Origin of the sequence: Acinetobacter sp. YH16040_T (assembly GCF_024605785.1) — a bacterium.
Lineage (GTDB): Bacteria > Pseudomonadota > Gammaproteobacteria > Pseudomonadales > Moraxellaceae > Acinetobacter > Acinetobacter amyesii.
The window spans coordinates 2597663-2617111 of record NZ_CP094541.1 but is presented as its reverse complement, the minus strand read 5'-3'; the positions used below and the strand labels follow the sequence as shown (position 1 = coordinate 2617111).

General features: G+C 40.2%; 17 protein-coding genes. 12 read left to right on the top strand and 5 right to left on the bottom strand.

Annotation, left to right across the window (positions count from 1 at the left end):
- Window positions 1-7: 7 nt before the first annotated feature.
- Window positions 8-931, bottom strand: a complete 924-nt coding sequence (locus MST16_RS12790; protein WP_180010022.1) for an acyltransferase — start codon at window positions 929-931, stop codon at window positions 8-10.
- 247 nt (window positions 932-1178) lie between these two features.
- On the opposite strand from MST16_RS12790, the gene MST16_RS12785 reads away from it, so the two are divergent.
- From MST16_RS12785 to MST16_RS12745, 9 genes are all read left to right on the top strand, one after another.
- Entirely contained in the window at window positions 1179-1811 is a 633-nt protein-coding gene (locus MST16_RS12785) for an OmpA family protein (RefSeq protein WP_168379081.1), read from the top strand.
- Between the two features lie 137 nt (window positions 1812-1948).
- Window positions 1949-3988 carry a UvrD-helicase domain-containing protein gene (locus MST16_RS12780; protein ID WP_078193107.1) on the top strand — a complete coding sequence of 680 codons (2040 nt, stop codon included), beginning with the start codon at window positions 1949-1951 and terminating at the stop codon, window positions 3986-3988.
- Between the two features lie 64 nt (window positions 3989-4052).
- Window positions 4053-4505: a dUTP diphosphatase gene (gene dut, locus MST16_RS12775; RefSeq protein ID WP_111885270.1), complete on the top strand. Its 453-nt coding sequence runs from the start codon at window positions 4053-4055 to the stop codon at window positions 4503-4505.
- Window positions 4506-5068: 563 nt separating this feature from the next.
- Entirely contained in the window at window positions 5069-6493 is a 1425-nt protein-coding gene (locus tag MST16_RS12770) for a phosphomannomutase/phosphoglucomutase (RefSeq protein WP_180010023.1), read from the top strand.
- 10 nt (window positions 6494-6503) lie between these two features.
- Window positions 6504-7412: an acetylglutamate kinase gene (argB, locus tag MST16_RS12765; RefSeq protein ID WP_078190033.1), complete on the top strand. Its 909-nt coding sequence runs from the start codon at window positions 6504-6506 to the stop codon at window positions 7410-7412.
- A 209-nt stretch (window positions 7413-7621) separates the two neighbouring features.
- Window positions 7622-8470, top strand: coding sequence for a class II glutamine amidotransferase (locus MST16_RS12760; protein ID WP_180010024.1), 849 nt, complete (start codon window positions 7622-7624; stop codon window positions 8468-8470).
- 263 nt (window positions 8471-8733) lie between these two features.
- Window positions 8734-9189, top strand: a complete 456-nt coding sequence (locus MST16_RS12755) for a bacteriohemerythrin (RefSeq protein ID WP_078190032.1) — start codon at window positions 8734-8736, stop codon at window positions 9187-9189.
- A gap of 142 nt (window positions 9190-9331) precedes the next feature.
- Window positions 9332-10414, top strand: coding sequence for a hypothetical protein (locus tag MST16_RS12750; RefSeq protein WP_180004250.1), 1083 nt, complete (start codon window positions 9332-9334; stop codon window positions 10412-10414).
- Window positions 10414-10740: an RnfH family protein gene (locus MST16_RS12745; RefSeq protein ID WP_180004252.1), complete on the top strand. Its 327-nt coding sequence runs from the start codon at window positions 10414-10416 to the stop codon at window positions 10738-10740. The genes MST16_RS12750 and MST16_RS12745 overlap by 1 nt, the downstream gene beginning before the upstream one ends.
- A gap of 43 nt (window positions 10741-10783) precedes the next feature.
- On the opposite strand, the gene MST16_RS12740 is transcribed toward MST16_RS12745, so the two are convergent.
- Complete coding sequence (locus MST16_RS12740) at window positions 10784-11182, bottom strand: outer membrane protein assembly factor BamE (RefSeq protein WP_078193102.1); 399 nt, start codon at window positions 11180-11182, stop codon at window positions 10784-10786.
- A 112-nt stretch (window positions 11183-11294) separates the two neighbouring features.
- Between MST16_RS12740 and fur the strand changes: the two genes are divergently transcribed.
- Window positions 11295-11732, top strand: a complete 438-nt coding sequence (gene fur, locus MST16_RS12735) for a ferric iron uptake transcriptional regulator (RefSeq protein ID WP_078193101.1) — start codon at window positions 11295-11297, stop codon at window positions 11730-11732.
- Between the two features lie 78 nt (window positions 11733-11810).
- Here the strand turns inward: fur and MST16_RS12730 are convergent, their stop codons facing one another.
- Together MST16_RS12730 and MST16_RS12725 are read right to left on the bottom strand one after the other, a co-directional pair.
- A complete protein-coding gene (locus MST16_RS12730) occupies window positions 11811-12932 on the bottom strand; it encodes a PilT/PilU family type 4a pilus ATPase (RefSeq protein ID WP_168379063.1) in 1122 nt (373 codons plus the stop codon).
- Window positions 12933-12959: 27 nt separating this feature from the next.
- A complete protein-coding gene (locus MST16_RS12725; protein WP_078190026.1) occupies window positions 12960-13997 on the bottom strand; it encodes a type IV pilus twitching motility protein PilT in 1038 nt (345 codons plus the stop codon).
- A gap of 125 nt (window positions 13998-14122) precedes the next feature.
- Between MST16_RS12725 and MST16_RS12720 the strand changes: the two genes are divergently transcribed.
- Window positions 14123-14809 (top strand): YggS family pyridoxal phosphate-dependent enzyme, encoded by a 687-nt coding sequence (locus tag MST16_RS12720; protein ID WP_180010025.1) that lies wholly within the window; start codon window positions 14123-14125, stop codon window positions 14807-14809.
- Between the two features lie 193 nt (window positions 14810-15002).
- On the top strand, window positions 15003-15803 hold the full coding sequence (locus tag MST16_RS12715; RefSeq protein WP_078193098.1) for a thioesterase family protein: 801 nt from the start codon (window positions 15003-15005) through the stop codon (window positions 15801-15803).
- 48 nt (window positions 15804-15851) lie between these two features.
- Here MST16_RS12715 and MST16_RS12710 read toward each other — a convergent pair whose 3' ends face one another.
- The gene (locus tag MST16_RS12710; RefSeq protein ID WP_180010026.1) at window positions 15852-19445 is read right to left on the bottom strand and encodes an AAA family ATPase; all 3594 of its coding nucleotides are present in this window, start codon (window positions 19443-19445) and stop codon (window positions 15852-15854) included.
- Window positions 19446-19449 lie beyond the last annotated feature (4 nt).

The following is a 19449-nucleotide window of genomic DNA, read 5'->3' as shown; positions in this document are numbered from 1 at the left end:
TTCTTAATTATTCAGTAACTGAGTATTTAGCTTTCATACGAGTAATGAGTTGGTCTTTCTCCGTCCACAGCTCATCTACCCAATGCTGAAATTTTTCACGGAATTCTGCATCATCTTCATAGTTGCCGCCATGCACCCACGTTGGAATTTCAATTTTACGTAAATCCACGGCGATACGCGGAACTTCACCGAGCCAAAATTCGCCATAACCTGGTGCACCATTTGGATAGACGATGGTCATATCCACGAGAGCATCAACTTGATCCCCTAAAATATTGAGTGCCAGTGCTAAACCACCCGCTTTCGGCTTAAGAAGGTTTTGATACGGTGATTGCTGTTGCGCATGTTTTTCAGGGGTGAAGCGAGTGCCTTCCAAATAGTTCAGCAGGGTAAAAGGCTGGCTCAATAACTGTTCACAAGATTTACGCGCTTCTTCCATATCTCGATATTTAAGTTCAGGATTTTTCGCGATTTGTTCTTTGCTGTGTCGTTTCATCATTGGAAAGCCTAAAATTTTAAAAGCTTGACCAACAAATGGAATGAAAATGAGTTCCCATTTGGTAAAGAAACGCGTCAGTGGCATACGGGTTAAACCAAAATATTGGTTGACTGTCGTATCGACCCAACTCTGATGATTACAGGTCATGAGATAGCGACCATGCAAATTTAAGTCGAGGCCTTCATCGATGGTGATATCCCATTTTGTGTTGGGTAAAACGTGATCAATTAACCAGTTATTGACCGTGAGCCAACTGTTGGTAATTTTTATGTTGGTTTCATCAACCTTTTTTGATTTTTTAAAGAGTTTGGTTAGACCCAGTGCTAAAACAGGAGGGCCATGGAAAAAAGTACTGCCTGTCATAATAGAACCGACGGTAAGTCCTTTGCTAATTTTTTTTAGTGTCGGTTGCTTATTTGTTTGAGATGACATATAAAAAGTCCTAGCGGAAATTGTCCAAATAATGATTGATTCTAATAAATATAGTTCGAGTTGATTAAATAAAAAAGGGCATCTGCAGAACTGTGAAGAAATTGTGATGGAATTAACAAATAAATCTCGTATTCATATTACAAATTGTAACTAAACGTTTTATTATTAACAAAAAATCAATGGTTCAGCCATTTGTTTTACTTCATCATTTCAACCATACAACAAAACACAAAGAAGGAGGCATGCAATGCGTGCACTAGTAATTTCGGCAGTAGTTGGGGCAATGGCACTTACTGGTTGTCAAAACATGGAATATGACAAAGCAGCAATCGGTACTGGTCTAGGTGCTCTTTTAGGCGCTGGTATTGCTTATTCTAATGCTGATAAAGACAAAATGGGTCAAGCAGCTGCAATTGGTGCTGTAGTTGGTGGTGGTGCAGGTCTTCTTCTTGATAAGAAAGAAAAACGTCTTAAACAAGAATTGGCTGGTACTGGTGTTGACGTAGGTCGTAATCCAGATGGTTCGATCAACCTTGTTATGCCATCAGTAACTTTCGCAACTAACTCTTCAACTATTCAATCTCAGTTCCAATCTGCGTTGAATGATGTTGCTAAAGTATTGCGTGAAGACGGTACTGCAAACAAACTTGCAATCGTTGTACACGGTCACACAGATAACACAGGTTCTGATGCGATCAACAACCCACTTTCTCAAAACCGTGCAAACTCAGTGAAAAACTACCTAGCGTCTCAAGGTATTTCTTCAACTCGTATTACTGCACGTGGTTACGGTTCAACTTCTCCAGTAGCGGATAACTCAACTGCTGCAGGTCGTGAACAAAACCGTCGCGTAGAAATCTCAGTTTACGAAACTAAATAAGTTTTAGTTCGAAACGAAAGGCCACCCTCGGGTGGCTTTTTTTATGGCATTTTTAATGACCGATAAAATACATTTTGCATTAGGCAAGATCGTTTCAGATGACTATAATCATCCTCGAATTAATAAGAGGAAAGACTATGTCACTGGCAAGTCAGTTGAACGACAAGCAACTTGAAGCAATGAAATACACTCAAGGACCCTTGTTAGTACTTGCAGGGGCAGGTTCAGGCAAAACATCGGTTATTACCCGTAAAATTGCCTATTTGGTGAAGCATTGTGGTATTCCTGCGCACCGCATCACCGCGATGACCTTTACCAATAAGGCCGCGCGAGAAATGAAAGAGCGTGTGACGAAGCTGATGAGCCGTGAAGAGGCAAAAGGGCTGTCGGTTTCTACCTTCCATAACTTCGGGCTAAACATGCTCCGTTTGGAATTAAAAAATACACCGCTAAAAAATAACTTTTCAATTTTAGATGCAGATGATTGCAAACGCATTTTGATGGACTTAATGCATCGCGACAATTTATCCGGTGCAGAAAGTAAAGAGCTGATTGCCAAAGCCATGAAAATGATTTCAGATTGGAAAAACGATCTGATTCCACCTGAGCAAGCGCATACCACCTGTGAAACAGCAGAAGACGTTCAGTTTGCACATCTGTATCAACTGTATGAGCGTAATTTACGTGCCTACAATGCTGTGGATTTTGATGATTTGATTGTCATGCCGACGCGCTTATTACAAGAAAATGCAGAAGTGCGTGATCGTTGGCAAAATCGAATCCGCTATTTATTGGTCGACGAATATCAAGATACCAACACCGCGCAATATATCTTGGTGAAATTACTCGTGGGTGTCATGGGACAGTTCACCGCGGTAGGTGATGATGACCAATCGATTTATGCATGGCGTGGTGCTAAGCCTGAGAATATGGCTTTATTGAAGGAAGATTTCCGTAATCTGAAAGTGATTAAACTTGAGCAAAACTATCGCTCGACCAGTCGTATTTTAAAAGCAGCAAATACCGTTATTGGCAATAACCCACATATTTTCGATAAAAAGCTCTGGTCAGATAAAGGCCACGGTGAAGTGATCCGCGTGATTACTTGTCGTAATGACGATGATGAATCAGAACGCGTCGTAAAAGACTTGATCACGCATAAGCTGATGAACGGTAAAAACTGGAAAGACTACGCCATTTTATATCGTGGTAATTTCCAAGCGCGCGCTCTTGAGACACAGCTCCGCCAAATGCAGATCCCGTATAAATTATCGGGTGGTCAGTCTTTCTTCGCTCGTGCTGAAATTAAGGACTTGATGAGCTATTTACGTTTGATCATCAACCCTGAAGATGACAGTGCATTCTTACGAATTATCAATACACCAAAACGTGCGATTGGCCCTGTGACTTTGGAAAAGCTTGGTCTATTTGCGCAGGAAAGTAATTTATCCTTACTCAGTGCAGCAGGCGACCAGCGCTTAAGTATGGCGATTCCGAAAAAAGCCACAACCCAATTGGCCGAATTTGCGGACTTTATTTCGACCTTTACCCGTGAATTATTAGAAGATGATGAACCTGTTCCGATCATTCGTCGCATGATGATTGAAGCAGGTTATATCGACTATGTTAAAGAATCTGCAGCTACACCTGCGCAGGAAAAAACCAAGCTGGATAATATTGAAGTGCTATATAGCAGTATTCAAAGTTTGATTAACCGTGCAGAAGATGTAGATGAAAAGAACATTGAAAGTGTGATTCGTAAGATGGTGCTGCTCGATATGTTAGAACAGCAACAAGAAGAAGAAGACACCGATAAAGTCAATTTGTTAACACTCCACGCGTCGAAAGGTCTGGAATTTCCATTCGTTTATTTGATTGGTCTGGAAGAAGAAATTCTACCGCATAAAAACTCCATTGCTGCTGACACGGTCGAGGAAGAACGACGTTTGATGTACGTGGGGATTACTCGTGCACGTCAAGGCTTAACTATGACTCTAGCAGAGCAACGTAAAGCCGGTGGTCAAATGCGACAAATGACACCAAGCCGTTTCTTGGACGAACTGCCACAAGATGAATTGGAGTGGTTAGGCCGCAAGAAAAAGCTGGCAGGGGATATCGATCCTAAACAGCAAGCACAGCATTATTTAGAAAATTTACGTGCGCTGATTAAGCGTTAAAGCTTAAAGCGTAGAATATTTTATTTATTTTTTGAAATTCGTTTTATTGAAACAGGAATGAACCATGAAAGTTCAAGTTAAAGTTCTCGACACACGTTTAGGTACGGAATGGCCAATGCCAACTTATGCCACAGCAGGTTCGGCAGGTCTTGATCTCCGTGCATGTGTAGAAGAAACCACCGTAATTGAACCGGGTCAAACTGTTCTGGTAAAAACAGGCCTATCGATTTATATCGAAGATACTAACTTTGCAGGTTTAATTCTGCCACGTTCAGGCTTAGGTCATAAACACGGAATCGTGTTGGGTAACTTGGTCGGTTTGATTGACTCAGACTACCAAGGTGAATTGATGGTATCTGTTTGGAACCGTAGCCAAACGGCATTTAGCCTAGAGCCGGGTGAGCGTTTAGCACAATATGTTTTAGTGCCAGTTGTACAAGCTCAGTTTGATATTGTGGATGAGTTTGAAGCCACTGAACGAGGAGCAGGCGGTTTTGGTCATACAGGTAAAAACTAATCAGCGCAAGACTTTTGATCCAGTGTGTTGACAAGTAAATGCCTACAATCAAGTAGCGAATAAAAAAACCATCCTCGTGATGGTTTTTATTTATATCATTTAATTTAAATTTTTAATTTATTCAAATTCAAATCGATATTTAGAATATTTTGGATCTTATCGGGATTTTTAATTCTGATGAATTTACTTGGTTTATATTTTAGAGGTGAGGGTAAAGAATAATTAGAATTTTGTATATTGGTTTAAATTTGATCGATTTACTATATTTATACACATTAGAAAAATGAATTAAAAATGTTTGAAAAGTAAAATATTTAAAACTAAGGGATGATTTGATAATTTTTTTAATATAAAATATTGATTTAATTTTAAAAATAATTTAGCGGATAAATGTTATTGTAATTTTTAGATCAGTATTTAAATATTATTAATTGATTATTAACTAAAATTGTTATAAAAAAGCTACACTTTTTTTCAGGATTTTATCCTTTAATTAAAAGCTTAAATTCTCAATAGAATTTAAGATTTTTTAATTAATAAAGATGTAATTAGAAGAACATAGTATGGGTTCACTGTTTAGTCACTTTCCGCAACATATTTTTCGTGCATATGACATTCGTGGGAAAATATCGCTCTTAAATGCTGATTTAGTTCAGTCAATTGCTTGTGGCTTAGTCAAACAATATTTAGATGTAGGGCAAAAGAGACTTGCTATTGGCTATGATGCGCGTTTAACCAGTCCAACCTATGCAAAAATAATTCAAAAAGTCTGCCATGAGGCTGGCCTTGAAGCGGAAATTATTGGCTGCTGCTCAAGCCCGATGTTGTATTTTATTGCGGGACAATTTCAAGGCAATGGCATTATGGTGACGGCGAGTCATAATCCAAAATCAGATAATGGTATCAAGTGGATTATCAAAGGTGAGCCACCTTGTCCAGAGATGATTCAACACGTTGCAGTCGAAGCACAAAATTGTTTTTCATCGGAACGTGTGCATTTGATGACTGAACTTGAGCCACACGAAATCAAGCCTGAATATTGTTTGGCTTATCAGAAATTTATTTTAGATGACATTCATTTACAGCAACCGCTTAAAGTGGTGATCGATGGCATGCATGGTTCAGCTGGGCATTGTGCAGCCTTATTATTAAATAAATTAGGCTGTGAAGTTTTGGCATTACGTTGCCAAGCTGATGGACATTTCCCTGATCATGCTCCAGATCCATCACAGCTCAAACATTTAACCCATCTCCGCCAAGCCATACAGCTACAAAAAGCCGATATTGGCATTGCTTTAGATGGTGATGGTGATCGTTTAGTGCTGATTGATGAGACTGGCAAAGTCGTTTCTGCAGATCGATTATTGTGTTTATTTGCTGAAATTTGTTTGACTCAAAAACCACATGCAGAGGTGGTATTTGATGTGAAATGTTCAACAATGATTCGGGATACCGTGTCTGATCTAGATGCGCAGCCTGTCATGATTCGAACGGGCAGTAGTTTCTTGCGAAAATATATTTCCCAATCTAAAGGCAAAGCGGTTTTTGGTGGTGAATACGCAGGGCATTATGTTTTTAATGACGGTCGTGGTGGTGGCTATGACGACGGTCTATATGCTGCCTTAAGGGTCTTAGAATATATTCAAACTCAGGGGCTGACATTGTCAGAAGCTTTGGCGAAATATCCAGAGCGCTTTAGTACCGAAGATTTATATGTCAGTACGCATCAGCATGATCCAGCGGAAGTTTTAAAGCAGGTTGAAGCCAATTCTACGCGAATTCTGGCACAAATCAGTAAAATTGATGGAATACGCCTTGATTTTGATGATGGATTTGGCATCATTCGAGCATCGAATACAGGTGAGTATTTCACTTTACGCTTTGATGCCAACTCATCAGCACGCTTAAAAGAAATACGAGATCTGTTTGTTTCCATGTTAGTTGAGCACTATCCAGACATTGCTCATGACATTCCAGATGCTCAATAAGGAGAGGCAAATGCCACATCAACATACTGGCATCGACAAAGCACAAATCCTGACGGAAGCTTTGCCGTATATTCAACGTTTTGCGGGTAAGACGCTGGTAGTGAAGTATGGTGGTAATGCCATGACCGATCCTGAGCTTGAGAGCTCATTTGCACGTGATATCGTGCTGCTGAAAACGGTTGGTTTAAATCCGATTGTGGTTCATGGCGGTGGTCCACAAGTGGATTCATTCCTCAAACAATTAGGCCGTGAGTCTGATCGTATCGACGGTATGCGCGTGACTGATCCTGCAACGATGGAAGTTGTCGAGATGGTCTTGGGCGGCAGCGTGAACAAATCGATTGTGAACTTAATCAATAAACACGGTGGCCGTGCAATTGGTTTAACGGGTAAAGATGGTAATTTGATCCGTGCGCAAAAATTATTGATGGAAAAAACAGCCGAAGATGGTTCAGTAAAACAGATTGATTTAGGTCTAGTTGGCGAAGTGGTTGGTGTGAAAACTGACGTACTTGAAATGTTTACCCAAAGCGATTTTATTCCTGTGATTGCACCATTAGGTGTAGACGAAGACGGCAACACCTATAACATCAATGCTGACTTGGTTGCAGGTAAAGTGGCTGAAGCATTGGGTGCGGAAAAGCTAATTTTATTGACCAATATCACGGGTGTTTTAGACGAAAATAAAAATCTGCTGACTGGGTTAACCACCCAAGAAGTCGATCGTTTGATTGAAACTGGCGTGATCTATGGCGGCATGATTCCGAAAGTTGGCTGTGCATTAGATGCAGTCAAAGGCGGCGTAATCAGCGCACATATTGTTGATGGTCGTGTACCTCATGCAACATTACTTGAAATCTTTACGGATCATGGTGTGGGTACATTAATCACCAATCGAACCAATGTGAAAAAAGCTTAAGATACTTAGCATTTTTTGATATAAAAAAGCCTCTTTTGAGGCTTTTTTATTATTTATCAGTTGGCTAAGTAACTTTTGAAAAGATCAAATAATGTATTTGCCCTGTTGGATTATAAAAACTCTTACAATGGCGCCGATTTTAGATTTACAACAACTAAAACTGTCATGCACAATAGAGAAATCATAGATTTACTGCTGAAATGATCGATATGTGCCAGCTGCTCGGAATGAATTGTGCGACTCCTACCGATATAACTTTTTCGTTTCGGGGATTTTCGCAGCGAGCAGGAATTACCTCAGATCATTGTGATGGCTTTGGTATCGCTTTTTTTGAAGATAAAGCATGTCGTTTATTTGTCGACAATCAATCTGCTGTAGAGTCTCCGATTGCTGAGCTGATCCGAAACTACCCGATTAAATCTCGCAATGTGATTGCACACATTCGTAAAGCGACACAAGGCAAAATTAATCTTGAAAACTCACATCCATTTAGTCGTGAATTGTGGGGCAGACAGTGGATTTTTGCACATAATGGCGACCTACATGGCTTTCAGCCTGAGCTCACAGGGCGCTTCACTCCCGTCGGCAATACCGACAGTGAATTGGCCTTTTGCTATTTGCTCGAGCAAATGGTGAAACGTTTTGGTTATACCGAACCAACACTCGATCAGGTGTTTGATCTGCTATTGGAAATTTCTCCGCAAATTGCAGAACATGGCACCTTTAATTTTTGTTTGTCGAATGGGCAGGCGCTATTTAGTTATGCGATTACCAAGCTGCATTGGCTGGTTCGAGAGTTCCCATTTCAACCTGCACAGTTGATTGATATTGATGTTGAAGTTGATTTTAGTGAAGTCACCACGCCTGAAGACCGTGTTGCCGTGATTACCACTGAACCCCTAACGCAAAATGAAGTTTGGACAGCATTTGAGCCGGGTGAAATGATTTTATTTCAACATGGTCGTCCAATTCGTGCTGCAAAGACGGTTGTTGAACGTTTAGAACGTGAGCGGCTGGACCCATCTTTAAAACGTGTCACACGTGCAGATCAGTATTAATTTTGAATGAAAGATATTCATTATAAAAATGAATATCTTACACTTTATTGAATTAAGGGTGTTTTCTAAGATATTGAATTGATTAAAAAATATCTTAGCTTTATACTCGGGATTAAATAAATTAACATAATAAAAACAATTGATTACAATGTAAATGGCAGTATTTCAATTAAAACCAACCTTTTTACTTCATTTTTATTTAAGTTCTTTAATTATATGATGAAATTTACGTGATAAGTCCTTCATATTTATAGGTGGTCGTAATGAAAATGAAATGGGTTCCAGAATACAATACTGGTATCGATGTGATTGACGATCAACACAAACGGATTCTTGACTACATCAATGAAATTGATGGCATTGACGCAAATACAGATCGTGATCGTGTAAAACAAATTCTGGAAAACATTATTGATTACACGCAATCACATTTTACCTTCGAAGAATCTTTACAAGAAGAAGCGGGTTATAAATATCGTGTGCCACATAAACGCGTACATGATTTATTTATTAAAAAAATTGAATCTTACCGTGACCGTTTTGAAATGGGGCATGCGATTGAAAATGAATTACATGAAGTGCTTTCAAAATGGCTGATTAACCATATTCAGCACGATGATGCTGATTATGTCGGTGCGGTTAAAGAAAATATGATGGGTATCATCAAAGAAAAAGAAAAGAAAAAAGGCAAAAATTGGTTTGCACGTTTCTTTTCATAACCTCAAAAAATGAAATAAAAACAATTAAATTCTAATAATATCATTTGCGCAGCAAATCACCTTTAAGGTGATTTGCTTTTTGTTTTTGATTTTCAAGGCACAGCAAGGCAAAATAGCGCTAGAATTTTCAAAGGAATTTGTCATGCAGGACAATGCGATGTCGAAATGGTTATCGCCACTGATGGCGTTCTGTTTATCTTTTATCATTATTGCAACTTTAGCACCGGTAACAGGTATTCAAATTGAACGTCAGCTAGATTTCTGGCTGTTGTGGCTAGGTACAATGCTTATTTTAGCTTTACCGCTATGTTATTTGGAAATTGCTTTAGCAAAACGTTCAAAAATTACAGCAGTTCAAGCACTGTCTTCGCTAACACGTGATGCGGATGCTTCACCCAAATGGCGTATAGTCGGTTGGCTTGCCGTAGTATTTATTCCATTTTTAGCAGGTGCCATGCTTTCAGCCGCGTCGCAATATGTGGCAATTTTTACAGCTAATGGCTTTGCCTATAGCATTATTTTGGCTGTCCTTGCGGTCATTGCATTTGCATTGTCGTTTGTACCACGCCAATTTTTAGTGATTTTGACCGCTATTGGTGTGATTGCTGCAGTAGTCTTAGCGAATGTTATGGGAACTGCCTTACCAGAGTGGAAAATGACTGCGCTCGAATTTAGTGAGTGGGGCAATGCAACTGTCTTGGCGCTCGTAGCAAGTGGTTTGGGGATGGGCTTGTATTGGCAGTCAAGTTTACCAGCCGTGAAGCAACAAGAGATTGCAAGCAAAACGGTATTTCCGATTTGGATCGCTCAACTTTTGGCAGTGGTTGCTTTTGCCTTTTTCGCAGCAAAAGCACAAGTATCTGCTTTAGCACTGGTTGTGGGTTTAGTCGCAGCTTCAGCATTGCTGATTCAAATGGCACGTGAACAATTACAACAACGCCAATTGGCCATAGTGGTGCAATGGGCGATTTTATTGGTTGCGGTTTTTGTATGGGCACTGAGCACTGTTGTTCCAGTATTTAATATTGCCTTGTTGATTTGGGGCTTAATTATTTGTCTGATTTATGCGATTTTCGCAGGTTGGATTATGAAGATTAGTCATCTACGTAAGTCAATGAACTTCAGTCATGAAACCTTTTATAATATTTGGCGTATTGCTGTACGTATCGTAGTGCCCTTGTCAATAATATTGGCATTGGTGGCTGTGATTGGGCAGTTATTCTAATGACAGCTCAGTTACAAGTGTGGGTGGCTTATGCGAGCGTGGAACAGCAGATATTAATTCCCCTAATCTTTAATCCCGGTATGACGGTTGAAGATGCTATTGTGCAAAGTGGCATTCGAAAACAAGTAGATTTACCAGAAGTATTAACACTAGGAATCTTCGGGGCGCGTGTAAGCGATTCATCTCAGTTACTTGAAGCAGGTGATCGTGTCGAAATCTATCGTGCATTAACCATTAATCCGAAAGATATTCGTCGTAATCGCGCCAAGAAAAATCCCGTTGGTCGTTATTGTCGAGGCAATCGTTTCAAACAATTGTACTTATAAAAAAAACCCCTAAATTTAGGGGTTTATTTTTATCTGAAAGCGACTATAGTGGTGGCGCAGTTAAAATCGCTTCTTTAGAACCTGGTAAGCCAGGTTGAGACTCTGGAATGGTTTCTAAGCCTTCAATTTTTTGAACGATACCGTTTTGGTCAAAGAAGATTTTTAAGTGTTGACCATGTGCAGCAGGAATCTTGGCTTTTTTAGCATATGTTCCTGGGGTATACTTATAAATGTAGTCCCAACGTAACGGATTCATTGGATCGGCAACAGTTGGACTACCTAGCAAAAAGCGAACTTGTTGGTGGCTCATTCCCACTTGAATTTTAGCCGCTTGTGCTTGAGTTAAAGGTGTACCTTGTGGAATATCAACTTTATAAACGCCCAAGGTTGAACAGCCTACGAGCAATGAAGTGACGAATAACGTCAGCATGATTTTTTGCATTTTGCTAAACTATCCCAAATTAATTATGATGCATTTGATCCAAGGATAGATCATACTGCATCTAAACTTTGTTGCATATTCCAACTTTAATTTTGTTGAGAGACCTTTTTTCATGCCTATTTCAAATCAAGATTTACGTAAAGCTGGACTTAAAGTTACACTTCCACGAATTAAAATATTGGAATTGCTTGAAAATTCAAGACAACATCACTTAAGCGCAGAAGATATTTATAAGACTTTACTTGAACAAGGTGAAGATGTGGGTTTAGCAACTGTGTATCGCGTGTTAACACAGTTTGAAGCTGCAGGTATTATTCAACGCCATCATTTTGAAAACAATCATTCTGTTTTTGAGATTATGCAAGAAGATCACCATGACCATATTGTGTGTCAAAACTGCAATAAAGTGGTGGAATTTACTAATGATGTGATTGAGCATGAGCAACATCAAGTGGCAGAAAAATTTGGTTTCCAACTTACAGGTCACTCATTAAATCTTTATGGCTATTGTGATGCGCCTGAATGCCAAGAAGCATATCGTAAAAAATAATCCGATGCGGATGAGAATGAATAAAAAACAGACTTCATATGAAGTCTGTTTTTTATTTCCGAAAGCATTTAAGCAAAATTAATGTTGACCATCAAAGGTAATATTTGAATTTGCACGCAGTAAATGCTCACCGCCTTCTTCAGACAATTTAATCTGTAGACGCAGGTCATTCGGTGAATCGGCATGTTTGAGCGCATCTTTGTAGCTAATTTGCTTGGCTTTATAAAGGTCATATAAGGCTTGGTCAAAGGTTTGCATACCCAGTTCACGAGAACGCTTCATCAGGTCTTTAATTTCATGCACTTCACCCTTACGGATTAAGTCTGAAATTAAAGGTGAGTTGATCAAAATCTCAATGGCAGCACGACGTGAATTACCATCAATGGTTGGAATCAACTGCTGCGCAACCATTGCTTTTAAGTTCAAAGACAAGTCCATGAATAGCTGACTATGACGATCCGCTTCAAAGAAGTGAATGATACGGTCGATGGCCTGGTTGGCGTTGTTGGCATGCAGTGTTGCAAAAACCAAGTGACCGGTTTCAGCAAAGGCAATCGCATAGTCCATGGTTTCTCGTGAACGAATCTCACCAATCAGAATCACGTCAGGTGCCTGACGTAGCGTATTCTTTAAGGCAACTTCGAAAGAGTCGGTATCAATACCCACTTCACGTTGGGTAATGATACAGCCTCGGTGTTGGTGTACAAATTCAATCGGGTCTTCAATTGTAATTATATGACCTTTGCTATTTTCATTACGATAGCCAATCAAAGATGCCAAAGAGGTTGATTTACCTGTACCCGTTGCACCTACGAAAATGATAATTCCACGCTTGGTCATCGCTAATTCTTTTAAAATCGGCGGTAATTTCAACTCATCCATCGTTGGAATAACGGTTTCGATACGACGCAGCACCATACCTGGCTGGTCACGTTGTTGAAAGGCGCTGACACGAAAACGAGCAGATTTACTGGTATTGCTAATGGCAAAGTTACATTCGCGCGTATCGGCAAATTCCTTACGCTGTTTGTCAGACATAATCGAATGTAAGATTTGACCGACAGTCGGGCCCGGTAACTTAGTCGAGCCAATTGGCAAAATTTGCCCATTGATCTTAATCGAGGGTTCAACATCGGCTGTAATGAACAAATCCGATGCTTTTTTCTCCACCATATAATCAAGTAAGCCGTTAAAATCCATAACGATCGCCCCAAAAAAATAAAAAAATTACAAGAAAGATTCGGGTTGCTTCGCTGCAGTCCGTGCAGTCTGCGTACTAATAATGCCTTTTGCGACAAGATTTTTTAGGCTTTGATCGAGTGTGGTCATACCGTAGTTGGCACCCGTTTGAATCGCAGAATACATTTGCGCAACTTTGTTTTCACGAATCAAGTTACGGATCGCAGGAATACCAATCATAATTTCATGCGCAGCCACACGACCGCCACCATTTTTCTTGAGTAGGGTTTGTGAAATTACGGCTTGAAGTGATTCAGATAACATGGCACGAACCATGTCTTTTTCTTCAGCAGGGAATACGTCAATCACACGGTCAATGGTTTTTGCCGCAGAGGTGGTATGTAGAGTACCGAAGACCAAGTGACCTGTTTCAGCGGCTGTCAGTGCCAAACGAATGGTTTCAAGGTCACGCATCTCACCGACTAAGATAATATCCGGGTCTTCACGCAGTGCGGAACGAAGTGCTTCGTTAAAGCCGTGGGTATCACGGTGTACTTCACGTTGGTTGACCAAACATTTTTTAGATTCGTGTACAAATTCGATCGGGTCTTCGACCGTTAGAATATGGTCATATCGGTTGTCGTTAATGTAATCGACCATCGCAGCAAGCGTGGTTGATTTACCCGAACCCGTTGGACCGGTCACCAGTACGATGCCACGTGGATATTCACAAATATCTTTAAAGATTTGGCCCATGCCAAGATCTTCAATGGTTAATACTTTTGAAGGAATGGTACGGAAAACGGCACCAGCACCACGGTTTTGGTTAAATGCGTTCACACGGAAACGTGCCACACCAGGGACTTCAAATGAAAAGTCAGTTTCTAATTTTTCTTCGTAATCACGACGCTGTTTATCGTTCATGATGTCGTAAACCAATTTGTGTACTTCTTTGTGTTCAAGAGCAGGAAGGTTGATACGACGAACTTCACCATCCACACGAATCATTGGTGGCATACCAGAAGATAAATGTAAATCCGAAGCGTTATTTTTGGCAGCAAAGGCCAATAGTTCTGTAATGTCCATAAAATCCCCGAGATAAAAATTAAATCTTAATTATTTTGATAGAATAATAAGGCTTTCCCACAGCTTAACCAACACTTAGTTGAAGGGCAATGCAAAAAAAGATGAATGAAATGAGAACCTCGTCAATGAATAAACTTCAAGAAGCACGAAATCAAGTCTTGCAGCAAATTGAGCAGGCTTGCCAACTTGCGGGTCGACCACAGCAATCGGTTGAATTGTTGGCTGTATCTAAGACGCATCCTGCTGAAATGCTAAGAGAAATGTATGCAACGGGGCAACGCTCATTTGGTGAAAATTATCTGCAAGAAGCGCTTGAAAAAATTGAGGCTTTGGCAGATTTAGAGATTGATTGGCATTTCATTGGTCATGTACAGCGCAATAAAACCAAACATTTGGCTTCAAACTTTGCTTGGGTGCATGGGGTAGACCGTTTGATTATTGCGGAGCGTTTATCAAGCAAGCGAGAAGCGACGCAAGCACCTTTGAATATTTGCCTACAAGTCAATATTGATGCGCAAGATACGAAGGATGGCTGTCAGCCGAATGAAGTAGCAGGTTTGGTCGCACAGATTTCTACGCTACCGAATTTACGCTTACGTGGACTGATGGTGATTCCTGCTCCAAACAATCCGCAAGCGTTTGCTGATGCCAAAATGCTCTTTGAACACGTCAAAGCACAGCATGCGAAACCTGAAGATTGGGATACATTAAGTATGGGGATGTCAGGCGATATGACTGATGCGATTGCTGCGGGTTCAACGATGGTTCGCGTGGGGACAGCATTGTTTGGCGCACGTGATTATTCAAAATAGGACAGAAGATTCAGCCTGCTTTCAAAAACTAGGCTTATAAAGTGTAAGCACAGCAGATAAATTTTCACAATAGATGAAACCTATGGGTTCAAAGTGAGCCTTTTAATTTGAACTTTCCATTAAAGTTGAGTACAAAATAATCAGGATGTTTTTGATATTGAAGTAATTCACACTTGGACAAATAGGGAAGTTCATGACGGCATATTATCAGTTGATTCAACGCGACGTAGATGCGCAAGGCTGTGTCACGGCACATTACCATTCGACCAATTTAGCACAAGGTGCATGGAATGCACATGAGCAACACATGGCACCAGCTACAGGCATTATTTGTGCTGAATTAGACCGTTTTTCACCACGTCATGATATGCGTATCGGGCGCATTAGCCTCGATATTTTGGGCTTAATTCCTGCTGGCGAGTTTGAAATAATCACGCAAGTGATTCGTCCGGGAAAAACCATTGAACTGATTGAATCTGAAATGCGGGCTCAGGGCAAAACCTGCATTGTGGCACGCACTTGGCGCATGATGACGCAAAATAGCCAGTCCGTGAAAGGTTTGGAGGATGCTGATGTGACTGGGCCAGAAACTGCGCCGATTTGGGACGGTATCCGTCAGTGGCCGGGGGGATATATTCAGTCGATTGAAGCAAGAAGCCATGGGCGCCGTGCAGGTCAAGGCATTGTGTGGCTGAGAACACAGCATGACATGGTTGAAGGTGAGCCGACTGCTGATTTTGTCCGTTTAATGGGCATGGTTGATACCGCCAATGGTATTGTTCCGCGTCAGGATTGGCCATTTGGCTGGGGCTTTCCAAATCTGGATCTACAAATCCATTTGCACCGTTTACCACAGGGACAGTGGTTAGGTCTGGAAACCGTGCAGCAGTATGGAGCGGATGGTGTTGGTTTGAGTAGTTCTGTATTGCATGATGTCCATGGCCCATTTGGGCGTAGTGAACAGATTTTAACGCTACGTCCACTCGGGACGTAGCGAGCTAGAGAAGCAAAAATTATACAGCCTGCTTTAAGCAGGCTTTTTTTAAGATACGATTTGGATGGTGCTTGCACCTGCTCCGACAGGATTGACTTGAATTTGCACAGGGATTCGTTCGTGCATTTCTTGAATATGCGAGATCAATACTACTTTACGGCCTTGGTTTTGCAACTGATCTAGAGCATTCATCACCATGTGTAGACTTGAGGCATCTAGCGTGCCAAATCCTTCGTCAATAAATAGGCTTTCGATTTTCGTTGTTCCTGATGCCATGCTTGCAATGGCTAAGGATAAAGCGAGTGCTGTTAAGAACGACTCACCACCTGAAAGCGAAGAGACAGAGCGAGTTTCGCCATCCATGTCATGATCGATAATGGCTAGACTTAAGGAATTTTCAAGGCGCTTTAAGGTATAGCGCTGTGAAAGTATCGCCAATTGCTGGTTAGCATACTCGATTAAAATATCAAGGTTATATTGCTGCGCCAAATCACGGAACTTCTTGCCCGTTGCATCGCCCATTAAGCTCGAAATTTTATTCCAACGATGTTCTTCAGATTGGATCTGTTGAATCTGATCGGCAAATTGTTTTTGTTTGCTGAGGTTAGAAAAATGAACATCTAACTTACTTTTAAGTTGATCTCTAAGTTCTTGCTGTTCTGCAAGGGCTTTAAGATTTAGTGCAATGACACGCTCGATTTGTAAAATTTGTATTTCAGGCTGTGTTTTTAAATGCTGTTTCAACGTTTCTTGAATAGCCTGAATACCTGCTTGAGCATCTGAATAGGCACGTTCTGCATTTAAAACACGCTGTTTAAGCTGCTGTTCTTGTTCATATGAAATTGCACTAAGTTGCGCTAACAGCGTTTCACTAAATTCTGAATTTTGGCTCATCCATTGTTGAAGCGTATTTTCAACATGCCTCATTTGAGTGACTAATTGTGTTTGCTGGGTGAGGTATTCTTTTAAGCGACTTTGACTGGTTTCAAAGGCTTGACGTACTTGATCGAATGTTTGACGAGCCTGATTGAATCTCGTCTGTAACAGTTGTCTGTTTTGGTCAAAATCATTTAACCAATCATGTGGTTTTTCAACTTGTGTTTGGGTCATCTCAAAAATAGTTTGAATCGCAATATCACTATTTTTTTTGCCCTCAATTGTTAAATTTTCAATAAGATTTTGAGCCGTTTGAATTTTTTCCTGACTAAATTTAATTTGTTGCTGATAGTGCTCAAGCTGTTGTGAAGTTTGATTATATTGAGTATTTAACTCGTGGCGTTGCTTTAAGTAATTTTGACGTTGTTGTAGTGTGTGATAAATCTGTTTAGCCGCGCTTAAAGTCGACTGTTCCCATAATTTTTTTTCTACGTCATTCAACACAATGAGAATATGCTGAATATTGATTTCAGCTTGTTGCACACTGGATAAGTGCTGTGTGGTTTGTTGAATTGAAGTTATGAGTGCATGACTTTGTTTTTGAGCATTTTCATGTGAAATTAAGGCATCTTCAGTTTGTTTTTGCGCTTGTTGTGATTCATTGATTCTTGTCTGAATCAGTTGCGCCAAGGCTTCATGCTGATGTGAAAAATCAAAAGAAATATTTAGAATATTTAATTGTTGTTGAAGCGCATTTTTTGCCTGATCTAGTTGTATTTTTAAGGTCGCTAGCTGTTGCGCATTGGCATCCATTAACGCGGTTTGCTGAGTGGAGGTGGTTTGTAATTTTTGCCAAGCTTCGAAAGCCACTTTTTCCAATGCAAGTGCTTGTTGTTCTTGTTGCGTTTGTAGTTTCAGTAATTCATCAGAAAAAGCTTCTTTTTCTGAATAAGGATGATGGGTACTTCCACAGACTAAACACGCTTCGCCATCGACCAAATCTGCACGCAATTTTTCAATATTTTCCGTATTCAGTAAGCGCTGTTGTTGCAACATGTGTTGCAGTTTTTCACGCTCATTTTTCTGCGTTTGATAGGTAAGTTCGGCCGTTTTTAGCTGCGTATGACTTTGTTTAATTTGCTGAGTTAGTGTACGTTTCACCGTCATGAGATTGTTGTTTTCAGCATCAATATTTTGGAAGCTTTGCCATTGTTGCTGAACAACATTGAGCTGATTTAATTTTTGTAAAAGCTGGTCACGTTCGTAACGTAGTGATGAAATTTTCTGATTGAGCGCATCTTCTTGCCCAAATGTTTGCGTTAATTTTTCAAGTTGTTTTTGTTGTGTCTGTAATTGTGTATTGGCTTGTTGCACATTGCCATAATTTTTTTCAAATTGTGCATAACTTTGAATAAATCGTTGAGTCTGTGTGATATGCGCTGAAAGTGCATCATCGAGTGAGGCAAAGTGATTTGAACTTTCTAGCTGTGCCGTGTGTTGAGCAATATTGGTTTGCAGTTGCTCAAGCTGTTCCTTCATCTGTTTTTCATTGTTGATATGCGGAACAAGTTGGTTTTCAATCTCTTTAAAATCACCTTGCGCTTTGCGTAATTGATCTACCAATACAAGACGTTCAGCAATCCGGTCACGCACCAGTTTAATTTTGTCTTGATGTTGAATCTCAAATTGATGCTGTTGTTTTTGTTCTGTATCTATTTTTTCAAAGATGGTTTTTTCAGCATTGAATTGTTGTTCAATCTCTGAAAAATGCTGTTGTGCATGTGTCAATTGCGGCTGTAATTGTGCAATTTCAAGCTTGATATTTTTTTGTTGAATTACACTTGGGCGTATAGATGAAAAGCGTTCAAGTTGTTGCAGTTGTAGCTTTTCAGGCGCAAGTGCATCAAGTTGTTGTTGCTGATTTTGTAGTTGTTGCTGACGTGCTTGCACATCAGTTTCGTATTTTTGCTTTTGTTCATACCACTGTTGATTTTTTTCGAACGCTGATTTTTCTATTTCCAGCTTTTTATATTCTGTAGAAACCGTATTGAATTGATTCGTGGTTGTTATTAGATCTTCATCAGACAATATTTCAATATGTCCTAAAACATTTTCCAGCTCTTTACGCTGATTGGCAATTTGTTTAGTTTTTTCAAAGGCCAATTGACCAATTTTTCCGAAAATACTGGAATTGGTCAGATATTCCAATAGCTCGCCACGTTCATTATCACGCGCTTTTAAAAAAGCGGTCACTTCTGACTGAGCCAGTAAAACAGCACGAGTAAATTGCTCAAAACTGAGTTGAGTAATGCGTAAAATTTGGCTCTCAACCGCTTTAGTTTTATCTGCAACGACACTGCCATCCGTTAAGCATTTCAGTGAACGCTGTACGCTTTGCAATTTGCCATTTGGGTTTTCACGGGCACGTTTAATTTCCCAACGCGCTGAATAGACTTTTTGGTCTTGGGCAACAAAGCTGAGCTCGGCAAAGCCTTGACCTGTGCCACGGCGTAATACGGTTTGCGGTGAGTTGGTTGGCAACTCTGAACCATCGATATCGATCAGTTTACCATCGCTGTCTTTTAAACGTGGCACACGATTAAACAGCGCCAAACACATGGCATCTAAAATGGTTGATTTACCTGCACCAGTTTTGCCAATAATTGCTACTAAGCCTGCACTGGCTAAAGGCTCAGATTCAAAATCAATAAAATGTTCACCCGCTAAAGATGCCAAGTTTTTAATACGTATAGATAAAATTTTCATGGCA

What these genes read in the sequence shown, in the direction of transcription:
- MST16_RS12750 (WP_180004250.1), top strand. Translation starts at nt 9,332, where the DNA reads ATGCAGGACAATGCGATGTCGAAATGGTTATCGCCACTGATGGCGTTC.
- MST16_RS12725 (WP_078190026.1), bottom strand. Translation starts at nt 13,997, where the DNA reads ATGGACATTACAGAACTATTGGCCTTTGCTGCCAAAAATAACGCTTCG.
- argB (WP_078190033.1), top strand. Translation starts at nt 6,504, where the DNA reads ATGCCACATCAACATACTGGCATCGACAAAGCACAAATCCTGACGGAA.
- MST16_RS12710 (WP_180010026.1), bottom strand. Translation starts at nt 19,445, where the DNA reads ATGAAAATTTTATCTATACGTATTAAAAACTTGGCATCTTTAGCGGGT.
- MST16_RS12770 (WP_180010023.1), top strand. Translation starts at nt 5,069, where the DNA reads ATGGGTTCACTGTTTAGTCACTTTCCGCAACATATTTTTCGTGCATAT.
- MST16_RS12715 (WP_078193098.1), top strand. Translation starts at nt 15,003, where the DNA reads ATGACGGCATATTATCAGTTGATTCAACGCGACGTAGATGCGCAAGGC.
- MST16_RS12785 (WP_168379081.1), top strand. Translation starts at nt 1,179, where the DNA reads ATGCGTGCACTAGTAATTTCGGCAGTAGTTGGGGCAATGGCACTTACT.
- MST16_RS12790 (WP_180010022.1), bottom strand. Translation starts at nt 931, where the DNA reads ATGTCATCTCAAACAAATAAGCAACCGACACTAAAAAAAATTAGCAAA.
- MST16_RS12720 (WP_180010025.1), top strand. Translation starts at nt 14,123, where the DNA reads ATGAATAAACTTCAAGAAGCACGAAATCAAGTCTTGCAGCAAATTGAG.
- MST16_RS12740 (WP_078193102.1), bottom strand. Translation starts at nt 11,182, where the DNA reads ATGCAAAAAATCATGCTGACGTTATTCGTCACTTCATTGCTCGTAGGC.
- dut (WP_111885270.1), top strand. Translation starts at nt 4,053, where the DNA reads ATGAAAGTTCAAGTTAAAGTTCTCGACACACGTTTAGGTACGGAATGG.
- MST16_RS12745 (WP_180004252.1), top strand. Translation starts at nt 10,414, where the DNA reads ATGACAGCTCAGTTACAAGTGTGGGTGGCTTATGCGAGCGTGGAACAG.
- MST16_RS12760 (WP_180010024.1), top strand. Translation starts at nt 7,622, where the DNA reads ATGTGCCAGCTGCTCGGAATGAATTGTGCGACTCCTACCGATATAACT.
- MST16_RS12730 (WP_168379063.1), bottom strand. Translation starts at nt 12,932, where the DNA reads ATGGATTTTAACGGCTTACTTGATTATATGGTGGAGAAAAAAGCATCG.
- MST16_RS12755 (WP_078190032.1), top strand. Translation starts at nt 8,734, where the DNA reads ATGAAAATGAAATGGGTTCCAGAATACAATACTGGTATCGATGTGATT.
- fur (WP_078193101.1), top strand. Translation starts at nt 11,295, where the DNA reads ATGCCTATTTCAAATCAAGATTTACGTAAAGCTGGACTTAAAGTTACA.
- MST16_RS12780 (WP_078193107.1), top strand. Translation starts at nt 1,949, where the DNA reads ATGTCACTGGCAAGTCAGTTGAACGACAAGCAACTTGAAGCAATGAAA.